At 66.7% G+C, this 12,411-nt stretch carries 9 protein-coding genes; all 9 read left to right on the top strand.

Going from position 1 to position 12,411, the window contains the following annotated elements:
• The first annotated feature begins 7 nt into the window (after positions 1–7).
• The 9 genes from ASC78_RS01395 (at position 8) to ASC78_RS01355 (ending at position 12,400) form a co-directional block, all read left to right on the top strand.
• Complete coding sequence (locus tag ASC78_RS01395; RefSeq protein ID WP_055795417.1) at positions 8–1,543, top strand: AMP-binding protein; 1,536 nt, start codon at positions 8–10, stop codon at positions 1,541–1,543.
• Positions 1,540–2,721, top strand: coding sequence for a thiolase family protein (locus ASC78_RS01390; protein WP_055795414.1), 1,182 nt, complete (start codon positions 1,540–1,542; stop codon positions 2,719–2,721). Before ASC78_RS01395 ends, ASC78_RS01390 begins: the two co-directional genes overlap by 4 nt.
• A gap of 39 nt (positions 2,722–2,760) precedes the next feature.
• Positions 2,761–3,798, top strand: a complete 1,038-nt coding sequence (locus ASC78_RS01385; protein ID WP_055795412.1) for an AraC family transcriptional regulator — start codon at positions 2,761–2,763, stop codon at positions 3,796–3,798.
• 182 nt (positions 3,799–3,980) lie between these two features.
• Positions 3,981–4,763 (top strand): SDR family oxidoreductase, encoded by a 783-nt coding sequence (locus ASC78_RS01380; RefSeq protein ID WP_055795410.1) that lies wholly within the window; start codon positions 3,981–3,983, stop codon positions 4,761–4,763.
• A gap of 14 nt (positions 4,764–4,777) precedes the next feature.
• Entirely contained in the window at positions 4,778–5,875 is a 1,098-nt protein-coding gene (locus tag ASC78_RS01375; protein WP_055795922.1) for an enolase C-terminal domain-like protein, read from the top strand.
• A gap of 10 nt (positions 5,876–5,885) precedes the next feature.
• Complete coding sequence (locus ASC78_RS01370; RefSeq protein WP_055795408.1) at positions 5,886–6,890, top strand: tripartite tricarboxylate transporter substrate binding protein; 1,005 nt, start codon at positions 5,886–5,888, stop codon at positions 6,888–6,890.
• A 39-nt stretch (positions 6,891–6,929) separates the two neighbouring features.
• The gene (locus tag ASC78_RS01365) at positions 6,930–7,904 is read left to right on the top strand and encodes a Bug family tripartite tricarboxylate transporter substrate binding protein (protein ID WP_055795406.1); all 975 of its coding nucleotides are present in this window, start codon (positions 6,930–6,932) and stop codon (positions 7,902–7,904) included.
• 15 nt (positions 7,905–7,919) lie between these two features.
• A complete protein-coding gene (locus tag ASC78_RS01360; RefSeq protein ID WP_055795404.1) occupies positions 7,920–8,864 on the top strand; it encodes a 2-dehydropantoate 2-reductase in 945 nt (314 codons plus the stop codon).
• Complete coding sequence (locus ASC78_RS01355) at positions 8,861–12,400, top strand: indolepyruvate ferredoxin oxidoreductase family protein (protein ID WP_082517360.1); 3,540 nt, start codon at positions 8,861–8,863, stop codon at positions 12,398–12,400. Before ASC78_RS01360 ends, ASC78_RS01355 begins: the two co-directional genes overlap by 4 nt.
• The last annotated feature ends 11 nt before the right edge of the window (positions 12,401–12,411 follow it).

The raw sequence follows: 12,411 nt of genomic DNA, 5'->3' as shown, positions 1-12,411 counted from the left end.
GCCCGGCATGTACCACCTGAGCCGCTTCGCAGCTGCCACGCCCGACAAGGTGGCGGCGCACTTTCTCGAATCCGGCGAAGCGTTCAGCTTCCGGCAACTGGAGCGCGAGGCGAACCGGGCGGCCAACGCCCTGCTGTCGCTCGGATTGAAACGCGGCGACTGCATCGTCCTGTGCATCGAGAACTCGCCCTCACTGCTTTTTCTTGCGCTCGGAGCGCAACGCATCGGGCTGTACTACGTGCTCGCCTCGACGCGGCTGTCGGCTGCGGATTTGGAGTACATCGCCAAGGACTCGATGGCGTCGGTCGCCATCCTGGCATCCGGCTGCATGAGCGCCGGAACGGCTTCGTCGCTGGACCTGGGTGGCGCACGACGCGTCGGTATCGGCTTTGCGGATACGGCCATCGAATCCTGGGAGATGCATTTCCTGGCGGCGTCGAGCGAGCTGCCGCCGGTGCTCGCGCCAGGACGCGAGATGCTGTATTCATCCGGCACGACCGGCCGGCCCAAGGGCGTGCGCAAGCCGCCCTTCGAGGGCGACTTCGATGCGGTCGACAACCGCAATGCCGCGGTGGCCCGGTCGTTCTCGCTCGACGCCTCCTCGGTCTACCTGTCCACCTCGCCGCTCTATCACAGCGCCCCCAACCGGTTCCTCTCGGCGGCCATCCATGCCGGCGCCACCAGCATCGTGATGTCGAAGTTCGACGCCGAGCGCGCGCTCGCCGCCATCGCGCATTTCGGATGCACGCATTCGCTCTGGGTGCCGACGATGTTCCACCGCCTGCTGCGCCTGGAAGCGGGCGTACGCAGCCGCTACAGCATGGCCTCCATGGTGCAGGCGGTCCATGGCGCGGCGCCCTGCCCGGTGCACGTCAAGCAGGCGATGATCGACTGGTGGGGTCCGATTCTTCAGGAGTACTACTCGGGCACCGAGGGCATCGGCTCCACGGCCATCACGTCGCGCGAATGGCTCCAGCACAAGGGTTCGGTCGGACGCGCGACCGACGGCATCCTGCACATCCTGGACGACGCCGGCCATGAATTGCCTGCGGGTGAAACCGGGAACGTCTACTTCGAAAGCGATGCGCAATTCGAGTACTGGAACGACCCCGCCAAGACCCGTGCGGCGACGAGTCCGCAGGGCTGGCGCTCCTTCGGCGACATCGGCCGTCTCGATGATGAAGGCTACCTCTACCTGACCGACCGCAAGGACTTCGTCATCATCTCGGGCGGCGTCAACATCTACCCGCAAGAGATCGAAGACGTGCTGCTGCAGGATCCGCGCGTTGCGGATGCCGCAGTGTTCGGGGTGCCGAACGAGGAATACGGCGAGGAAGTCAAAGCCGTCATCCAGCCGGCGCACCCGGACTTCACCGGCCCAGCGATCGCCGATGCGCTGAAGGCCCGCTGCCTCGCGCAGCTCGGGTCGATCAAGGTGCCCAGGAGCATCGATTTCGAATTCGAATTTCCTCGCCACGCGACCGGCAAGCTCTACAAGAAATTGCTGCGCGACCGTTATCTAACCAAGGAGAGTCCACCATGAGCAAAGAGATCGTCATCTGTTCCCCTGCGCGAAGCGCGATCGCCAGTTTCGGCGGGTCGCTGAAGACAACGCCCACCGCTGCGCTGGGCGCGCACGCGATTGCCGCGGTGCTGCGCCGTTCCGGATTGGACCCGGCGCGCGTCGATTCCGTGGTGATGGGCAACGTCGTGCAGGCGGGCAACGGCATGAACGTGGCCAGGCAGGCCGCGGTCCAGGGTGGCCTTCCCGTGGCGGCGCCCGCCATGACCGTGAACCGAGTCTGCGGCTCCGGCGCACAGGGAGTCGCAACCGCGTACGCGGAAGTACTCGCCGGGGTTTCGCAAATGGTGATTGCCGGCGGCGTGGAGAACATGGACCGCGCGCCGTTCCTCCTGCCGGGCATGCGCTTCGGCGCGCGCATGGGCAATGCCGAGGCCATGGATTCCCTGCTGCTCGACGGATTGAACGACGCCTTCTCCGGCAAGCATTCCGGGTGGCACACGGAAGACCTGGTGCAGAAATACGGCGTCACGCGCGAAGCGCAGGATGCGTTCGCGGCCCAGAGCCAGCAGCGGTTTGCCGCCGCGCAAAAGGCCGGATGGTTCAAGGACGAGATCGAGCCGCTGACGATCAAGGGCGGCAAGGCATCCACAGTCTTCGCCGCGGACGAAGGAAACCGCCCCGACACCACGGCCGAGACGCTGGCGCGTCTGAAGCCCGCTTTCCGTCCCGACGGCACCATCACCGCCGGCAACGCCCCGGGCATCAACGGCGGGGCCGCCGCGATGATCGTTTGCGAGGCTTCGGTCGCGCGCGAGGCCGGCCTCACGCCGATGCTCGCCATCCGCAGTGTCGCCGTGGCCGGGGTCGAGCCGGGCTTCTTCGGATTGGGGCCGCTGCCCGCCATCCGCCAAGCACTCGGCCGTGCCGAATGGAACGTGCAGGACGTCGACCGCTTCGAGGTCAACGAAGCCTTCGCGGCCATCGCGATCGTCGTACGCGACGAGCTGAAGATCGATCCCTCGCGATACAACATCGACGGCGGCGCAATCGCGCACGGCCATCCCATCGGCGCAACGGGTGCGATCCTGATCACGAAGGTGGCCCATGCGCTCCAGCGAACCGGAGGCCGCAAGGCCGTGGTGTCGCTGTGCATCGGCGGAGGACAGGGCATTGCCCTGTGTCTCGAACGGGTCTAGCAGCGGGTCAGGCTCGCTCGATCGAAGCGGAGTATCTCGATGACGCAACTGGCCCCGCCGATCGTGCACGCGGCCGTTGCGCCCGGCGCCGCCATGCTGGGTTTTTCGGCGCTGGCGGCGCAGCTGCAAAGCGAGGGAGTCGCCCTGTCCGACCTCTTCGCACGCACGGGGTTGGAGCCTGGCGACATCGGCAACGCCTACGCTCCCATGTCGCAAGTCCAACGCATGGCAGTCTTTGCCAATGCACAGAAGCTGTCGTCCGGGTCCGACGTGGCCCTGCGCGCCGGGGCACGCCAGCGCATCGGCGACTTCGGCATCTACGGATTCGCAATGGCCAGCAGCGCCACCTTCCGGGACGGACTTGAATTCGGGATTGCGCACATGCAGCCCGCCATGCCGTTCCTGCAGCCCACGCTGCGCGTCCAGGGCAACCTGGCCATCCTCGCTTGTGCGCCGGCCGAGCGCTTCGGCGCCGTACTCCCCTTCGTGGCGGAGTTCTGGCGCAGCTCGCTCAACGCCCTGTTCCAGCGCGTGCTCGAAGTGCCACTGCCCGCCCGGCGCCTCGTCTGCAACTACCCGGCTCCAACGCACTGGCGGTCCTACGCGCAGGTCTTCGGTTGCACGGCCGAGTTCGGCGCCGACGTGCTCGAATGGCATTTCGATGCTTCGATCCTGGATGCGGCGTGTGCGGGTGCCAATTCGATCACCCACGAGTTATGCAGGCGGCTGTGTGTCGCCCCTGTGTACGGCGGCTACCAGGCCGGCGGCTGGCCGGCGCAGGTGCGCGGCGCCTGCCTGGACGATGCCCGCTGCATGGTGTCGGTAGTGCGGCTGGCCGAGCGGCTGGGCGTGTCGGTGCGCACGTTGCACCGGCGTCTGGCGGACGAGGGCGTGACATTCAAGAGCGTGGTCGACGAGACCCGCAAGGAACTGGCGATCGGCTATCTCAGCAATTCGAAGCTTCCCGTGGTCGACATCGCCGAGCGCGTGGGCTTTACCGAAGCCACCAACTTCCGCAAGGCCTTCAGGCGCTGGACCGGCAAGGTGCCGAGCGACTACCGCACCGGAGTCGCCTGAGCGCCTCGCCTCGCCTCGCGAGGAAAAGCCCCGCAGCCCCGGGACAAGGCTGCATGGCACAAACGAACCCCTCTCTGGCGCTGGCAGACCTCGTCGAGCCGAAACGGTCGCCACAAAATTTGGCGACGCAAGGCACACCCTCTTGCGCGTGTAGGCACCTTGTAAACACCCAGGAGTGAGCAATGGATTTGGGGATCAGAGGAAGGCGCGCGATCGTCTGCGGCGCGAGCAAGGGGCTGGGCAAAGGCTGCGCCCTGGCGCTCGCGAATGAAGGCTTGGAACTGCTCATCACCGCGCGCGGCTTGGACGCTCTGGAGAGCACGGCGCACGAAATCCGCACCAGCACCGGCGCGACGGTAAAGACCGTGGCCGCCGACATCGCAACGCCCGAGGGCCGCCAAGCCGTGCTTGCGGCGATGCCGGCACCCGACATTCTGGTCAACAACGCGGGCGGGCCCCCACCGGGCGACTTCAGGGAATGGGACCGCGACGCGTGGATCGCCGCCCTGGACGCCAACATGCTGGCGCCGATCGAACTGATCCGCGCCACGGTGGACGGCATGATCGCCCGCAAGTTCGGGCGCATCGTCAACATCACCTCGAGCGCCGTCAAGTCACCCATTGATTTTCTCGGGCTCAGCAACGGCGCACGCCTGGGGCTGACCGGCTTTGTCGCCGGACTGTCACGGCAGATCGTGAAGCACAACGTGACGATCAACGCCCTGCTGCCCGGCTTCCACGCGACTGACCGCATCCTCATGGGCTTCGCCGTGCTGGGCAAGCGCAGCGGCAAGACCGCGGACGAAGCACGCGACGCCATGCTGCAGCAGGTGCCGGCCGGGCGCTTTGGCACGATCGAGGAATTCGGCCAGGCCTGCGCTTTCCTGTGCGGTGCCAACGCCGGTTTCATGACCGGGCAGAACCTGCTGCTCGATGGCGGCGCCTTCACGGGCACTCTGGGCTGAACGCGGTGGTTGCCGTGCACCCTCCCCTGGCCATCGAGTCCGTCGACGTGCGTGCCGTGCTGGTGCCGCTCAAGCGCACGCCGGTGCTCAAGAGCATGTCCCCGCCGGCCTGGACCATCATCCTGATCGACCTGCACATGCAGGGCGGCGTGGTGGGGCGCAGCTACCTGCAGCCGTACCTGCCCAACAGCGTGCGCTACATCGCGCCCCTCATTCACGACCTGGTCGAACGCTTCAAGGGCAAGCCCGCCAACCCGGTCGACCTGTTCCGACAGGCGCGCCAGAGCCTGTGGCCCATCGGACTGGAAGGCGTCACGCTGGCGGCGATCGCCGGCCTCGACATGGCGTTGTGGGACGCGCTGTCCAAGGCGGCGCAGATGCCGCTGGCCCGCTACCTTGGCGGCAGCGTGGGCCCGGTCAAGGCATACAACAGCAACGGCCTATGGCTGGTCGACCCTTCGGAGGTCGAGCGCGAGACCGAGGAGCTCATCGCGCAAGGGGACTTCACCGCCCTGAAGATCCGGCTGGGACGCGACAGCCTGGCGCAGGATCTTGCGGCCATCGCGGCCGCCCGGCGCGCTGGCGGCGCATCGCTGCAACTCATGGCCGATTTCAGCCAGGCCCACACCATGGACGAAGCCATCGCCCGCTGCCGTGCGCTGGACGGCGAAGGGCTCGACTGGATGGAGGAGCCGATTGCATGCGACAACCTCTCGGGATTGGCGCAGTTGCGCCGCCGGCTGGCGACACCGATCCAGGTCGGCGAGAACTTCTGGGGTCCGCGCGACCTGCAGATCGCACTCGAGCTGGACGCGACAGACTTCGTGATGCCCGACCTGATGCGCATCGGCGGCGTCACCGGCTGGATGCGTGCCGCCGGCATCGCGGCAGCCAAGGGGGTGCCGGTGTCCACCCACCTGTACCCCGAGTTTTCGGCTCACCTGATGCGGGTGACGGAAACCGCCCACTGGCTCGAGTGGTGCGATTGGGCCGATCTGATCCTGGCAGAGCCCTTCGAGGTCCGCAACGGCTTGATCCACATCCCCGACCGACCCGGCAGCGGGGTCGAATGGAACGAGAGCGCGATAGCCAAGTACGCCCACCGCTTCTGAAAGATGGCGGGTGCCCAACAAGGACGGAGACAATTTCATGCACAGCATCAAACGATCGATCTTGCTGGGGGCGTTCATCGCCGCTGCAGCCATCAGCTCGAATTCATGGGCGCAGGCTTATCCGACCAAACCGGTAACGATCCGGGTGGCTTTTCCGGCGGGCGGAACTGCCGACGTCTTCATCCGACAAATCCTGCCGAGGATGCAGGCCGAGCTGGGCCAGCCATTGATGGTCGAGAACCTGTCCGGCGCGGGCGGAGCGATCGGTGCAGTCAATGTCCTCAAGGCGCCGGCTGACGGCTATGTCGTGGCGGGGCACACCAACGACGTGATCTTGACCCCGCTGGCCATGGCGTCGGCCCAATACAGACCCGACCAGTTCCGGCTGGCGGCGGCACTGGGATTGAGCGACATGCTGCTGGTGGCCCGGCCCTCGATGACGGCCCATACGCTGGCCGAGCTTGTGGACTACAGCAAGACATTGCCAAACGGCCTGTCGCTGGCCCATCAGGGCCCGGGGTCGAGCTCGCAGCTCGCAGGCGACGACATGAAGGCGGCCAGCGGCGTCAAAGCGGCAGGCATACCGTACAAGGGAATGGCGCCACTCGTCCAGGATTTGCTGGGTGGCCACGTGGACATCGGGTTCATCCCACTCGGCATGGCCACCGTGGCGATGGTTCAACAAAAGAAGCTGATCGCCATCGGCATCGCGGCCGCCAAGCGCAACCCCATGCTGCCCGATGTGCCCACGCTGTCCGAAGCCCACCCCGAGCGGCCAGTCCTCCACCGGCAATGGATCGGCTTGCTGGTGCCGAGAGCCACGCCAGACGCCATCGTGCAACGCCTGAACAAGGCGGTGACCGAAGCGGTGCTGAGCCCGGAATTCCAGAAGTTCGCCAGCGAAGGCGGGGTCATCACCTTGAGGATGTCGGCCAAGGAATCCGACGACTTCTACAACTCCGAGATCCTGAAGTACGGCGATCTCGCACGCCAGACCAACCTGCATCCGCAGTAGCGCGCCGCGTCGAGCCCATCCAGAGAAAAGAGCAATGCGATGAAAAAAATTCTGTTCGCCGTGGCCGTCGCCGCTTCGCTTTTCCTTCCCGCCGCGCATGCACAAAACGCGAGCGGCAAGCCCCTCATTGTTCGGGTGGCCTGGCCTGCCGGAGGCGCAGTGGACGTGACCTTCCGGCAGATACAGCCGGCCCTGCAGGACGCATTGGGCCAGCCCGTCGTCGTAGAGAACCTGCCAGGCCTGGGCGGCGCGCTGGGCGCGATGAACGTGGCTTCGGCGGCGCCCGACAACGTTGTGGTCCTGGGCACGAGCGGACCCGACCTGATCCTGGCACCGTTGAGCATTGCTACGGCGAAATACTCGCCAGAGTCGTTCAAGCTGGTCGCGCCCCTGGGCACGACTGACTTCATTTTGCTGAGCGCGTCCAAGCATTCGTTCAAGAACGTCGATGAGCTTGTGGCTTACGTACGTAAGCCTGGCAACCCGGAACTCTCCATCGGCAACATCGGCCACGGCTCCTCATCCCACATAGCGGCAGCCGACTTCGAAGCGCGCATCGGCGCAAAGCTGATGGCGGTGCCCTACAAAGGCACGGCCTCGATGGTGCCCGACCTGGTGGGCGGCCAGATTGATCTGGCGTTCCTTCCCCTCGCCGGTCCTGTGGTCGGATTGCTGAAGTCCGGCAAGGTGAAGGCCATCGGCATTGCGAGCGAGCAGCGCAACCCCGACCTCCCCGACGTTCCGACCTTGAACGAGGGCAGTTCCCTCAAGTCGTTCAGTCACTCGGTTTGGAGCGGCCTGTTTGTCCCGACGCGGGTTCCGGATGCCGAAGTGGCGCGCCTGAACCGTGCCAGCGCCGAGGCGCTGGGAAAGCCTGAATTTCTGCGCTTCGTGCGCGAAAACAGCTCGCGGGTCTTGGGGCCCCTGGACACGGTACAGGCGGCCAACTTCTTCAGGGAAGAGGCCGCCAAGATGCGGGCCGTGGCCAAGTCGATCAACTTGCAAGCGCAGTAAACAGAGGGAATCTCCATGCAAATTCTGGTGTTGGGAGCCGGCGCGGCCGGTGGCTATTACGGGGCCCGCCTGCAACAGGCCGGGGCACAAGTGCGCTTCCTCGTGCGCGAGCGGCGCCGGGCTCAGCTGAGCGAGCACGGGCTGGTCGCGCGCAGTGCCTTGGGCGACATGAACCTGCCCGTTGCGACGCTCAGCCGCGCCGAACTGGCCGGGCCTGCGGCACAGGCCGATGTGGTGCTTCTGACCTGCAAGGCCTTCGATCTCGACGAGGCGATGGACACGATCGCCCCCGCAGTGGCAGCGGGCGCGCTGGTGCTGCCCGTCATCAATGGCGTGGAAGCCTACAACCGGCTGGACCAGCGCTTCGGCAGCGACAAGGTGCTCGGCGGCATTGCTTACATCGCCACCATGCTGATGCCCGACGGCGCGATCCAGCACTTCGGGCCTAACGACGTGTTTGTCCTCGGCGCGCGTGCTGCGTCGCAGGAGCCCGTTGCGCAGCGCTTTCACGAACTGATCGCGCGCACGCCCGGCATGCGCAGGCTCTCCGCCGACATCGAGCAGGAGTTATGGGAGAAGTGGGTGATGCTCGCGTCCGGGGCCACCGCGACCACGCTGATGCGCGCGAGTGTCGGCCAGATATTGGGCGCCACGGGTGGCGAGGCCGTGATCCGTCAGTCGATCGACGAAGTGACGCAGGTTGCCACCCTGTCCGGCCACCCGCCGGGCCCGGCCTCGGTCGGCATGGTCCAGCGCGTCCTGCTGGACCCGACTTCACCCTGGGCCGCGTCGATGGCGCGCGACATGATGGCCGGCATACCGCGACTGGAATCACAGGCCATCCTGGGCGACCTGATTGCACAAGCCAGGCTCGTGGGCGCAGCGGTTCCCCTGCTGCAGACCGCATATTGCAATCTGCAGGTCTACGAGGCCCAGCACGCGGCAGCGTCCGCACGATGAGCCCGACGCCCGACATCATCGATCGCGCCCGACCCTCGGTCGAAGCCGGCGCGCTGCGCTCGCTCGCCAGCTTGGACGAGCGCTTCAATCTGGCGCAGGGCTCGGCATTCCTGACCGGCGCGCAGGCGTTGATCGCCGTGCTGCTGCTGCAGCGTGAACGCGACCGCCTCGCGGGCATGTCCACCGGCGGCTATGTCAGCGGGTATCGCGGTTCGCCGCTGGGGACTTTCGACCAGGCACTGTGGGCGGCGGCGCGGCACCTGAAGGAGGCGGGCATCGTTTTCGATCCGGGCGTCAACGAAGATCTGGCCGCGACAGCGGTTTGGGGCACGCAGCAGCTGGACGCGCTGGGTCCCGCCAACGTCGATGGTGTGTTCGCCATGTGGTACGGCAAGGGGCCCGGCGTCGATCGCTCCGGAGACCCCTTCAAGCACGCCAATTACACCGGCACGCATCCGCGCGGTGGCGTGTTGGCGGTGTTCGGCGACGATCACCCCGGCAAGTCGTCGACGGTTGCGCATCAAAGCGAGCAGGCGATGGCCGCCAACTCGATCCCGGTGCTGTATCCATCCAACGTCGAGGACATCGTGCGGTTCGGTTTGGTAGGCTTTGCGCTGTCGCGCTACGCCGGCTGCTGGGCCAGCCTCAAGGTGGTCAACGAGACCATCGAGCAGACGGCCACGGTTGACATCGACCCGCAGGCGCAGCACATCGCCCTGCCCGACCCGGCCGATCTGTTGCCGCCCGAGGGCGTGCATTACCGTGGCGCGTTCGCGCCGGCGCGCGACGAAACCATCCTGATGCATCACCGATTGCCGCTGGTGCTGCGCTTTGCGCGCGCCAACCGCATCGACCAATGCACGATGGGCGACCAGAGTGCGCGGTTCGGGCTGGTTTCAGCCGGCAAGGCCTACCAGGACACGCGCCAGGCGCTGTCCTATCTGGGCATCGACGACGCGCGGGCTCGCACGCTGGGCTTGGCGCTTTACAAGGTCGGCATGGTGTGGCCGCTGGAGCCGGTCGGGCTGAAGGAATTCGCCGCCGGCAAGGCCGAGCTGTTCTTCATCGAGGAAAAGGCCGCCTTCGTCGAGCGGCAGGCCGCCGCCGTGCTGTACAACGACGCGGCGCGCCCGCGCATCGTCGGCAAAAACGACGAGCATGGTTCGCCGCTGGTCACCCTCGAGAAGCAACTCGAACCGCTGGACCTCGCGCTGGCGATCGCCGCGCGCCTTCGCACGGCGGGCCTGGCCGATGCAGCGCTGGAGGCGCACATTGCGCTGCTGGCCCCTCGCCGCAGCGGCGTCATCTCATTGGCGACGGCCCAGGACAGCCGCCCTCCCTACTTTTGCTCGGGCTGCCCGCACAACACATCCACCAACGTGCCCGAAGGCAGCTTCGCATTGGCGGGCATCGGCTGTCACAGCATGGCGATGTTCTACAAGGCGCGCACCCTGTTGTCCACGCAGATGGGCGGCGAAGGCATGAACTGGAGCGGACTGCACCATTTCACCAAGACACGCCATGTGTTCCAGAACCTCGGGGACGGCACGTATTTCCACTCCGGCCTGCTGGCGCTGCGCGGCGCGGTCGCCAGCAAAGCCAACATCACGTACAAGATCCTCTACAACGACGCCGTGGCCATGACGGGCGGACAGCCCGTGGATGGGCCTATTTCGGTCAGCCGGGTGGCCCGCCAAGTGCTGGGCGAAGGCGTGAAGCAGGTGGTGCTGGTGTCGGACAATCCGGATCTGCACCGCTCCGATGCCGCCATGCCCAAAGAGGTGACGATACGTCACCGCAACGATCTCGATGCGGTGCAGCGCGAACTGCGCGAAGTGGCGGGCTGCACCGTACTCATCTACGAACAGACCTGTGCCGCGGAGAAGCGCCGCCGGCGCAAGCGCAAGGTCATGGTCGATCCGCCCAAGCGGCTGTTCATCAATCAGGCCGTGTGCGAGGGCTGCGGGGACTGCTCGGCGCAATCCGGGTGCATCAGCATCGAACCCGTGGAAACCGCCCTGGGCCGCAAGCGCGCCATCAACCAGTCCTCGTGCAACAAGGACTATCGCTGCGCGGAGGGCTTTTGCCCGTCATTCGTCACGGTCAGCTCGGGCAGCCTGCGCCGGCCCGCGCAGGGCGACATACCCGAGGCGCTGCTGCAGAACATCCCCGTACCGCCGGTGCAGCCCGTTGCCGATGGCTTTTCCGTCATGGTGGCCGGCATCGGCGGCACCGGCGTGATCACGGTCAGCGCGGTGCTGGCTATGGCGGCGCACCTGGAACACAAGGCCGCCTCGGTCTACGACATGACCGGCGTGGCTCAGAAGAATGGGACGGTCTTCAGCCACTTGCGCGTCGCGGCGGCGCCCTCGGGCATCGCCAGCCAGCGCATCGGGCTGCGCGAAGCCGACCTGATGCTGGCCTTCGACATGCTCGCCGGTCTGGCGGACGAAGCGTCACGCACGCTGGACATGGAACGCAGCCGTTTCCTCGGCAACGACCGCGTACCGCCGAGCGCGGTTTTCACCAGGAACCCGGACCATCGGGTCGAGGTGTCCATGCTCCAGCGCAAGGTCGCGGGCGTGGTACGCCCCGAGCATGTGGACTATGTCGACGCGACCGGCCTCGCCACCGCGCTGTGTGGCGATGCGGTGGCGGCCAATACGTTCCTGCTGGGTGTGGCGGCGCAGAAGGGCTGGCTGCCGGTGGGCGTGGCGGCCATCGAGCGGGCCCTGGAGCTCAATGGCGTACAGGTCGAGTCGAATCGTCGCGCGCTGCGCCTGGGCCGCCTGTGGGTCACGAACCGCGCCGCGGTCGAGGCGGCCTCGGCCGGTATTTCGCCGCCCGCGCCGAAGCTGCCGCAAGGGCTGCAGGAGGTGCTGGCGCACCGCACCGAACTGCTCACGCGCTACCAGAACGCCGACTACGCCCGGCGCTACCGCGCACTGGTCGAAAAAATCGCGCAAGCCGAGGCCGCGGTGGCACCCGGCAGTCAGCGGCTGTCGCTGGCCGTCGCCGAAAACCTCGCCAAGCTGATGGCCTACAAGGACGAGTACGAGGTGGCGCGCCTGCACGCGGCACCGGAGTTCCAGGCCGCGCTCGCCGCGCAATTCGAGGGGCCGCAGCGCCTGCGCTTCAACCTGGCCCCGCCCCTGCTGTCGCGCCGCGACCCGCTGACCGGGCAATTGAAGAAAAGAGAATACGGCCCCTGGATCCTGCCTGCGATGCGCGTGCTGGCCCGGCTTCGATTTGTGCGCGGCACGCCATTCGACCTGTTCGGCTACACCGCCGAGCGCCGTGCCGAACGCGAGCTGATCGCCAACTACGAGGTGCTGTTGCAGCGCCTGGCAAGCGAACTGCGCGCACGCAACCTGGAGATCGCAATCCAGTTGGCCCATCTGCCGCAGCGCATCCGCGGCTATGGCCACGTGAAGGAGCGCAGCATGGCTGAAGCGGAGATTGCCCGGCAGGCGCTGCTGGCCGAATTCGAGCCCTCCTCTGCACCACCGGCAACAACGGCGCGGGCGGCGGCCTGAACCCATTTTCG

Origin of the sequence: Variovorax sp. Root318D1, from assembly GCF_001424835.1 — a bacterium.
In the GTDB taxonomy this organism is placed as follows: Bacteria; Pseudomonadota; Gammaproteobacteria; order Burkholderiales; family Burkholderiaceae_C; genus Variovorax.
The sequence above is the reverse complement of the archived record's forward strand: the minus strand, read 5'-3'. Positions and strand labels throughout refer to the sequence as shown.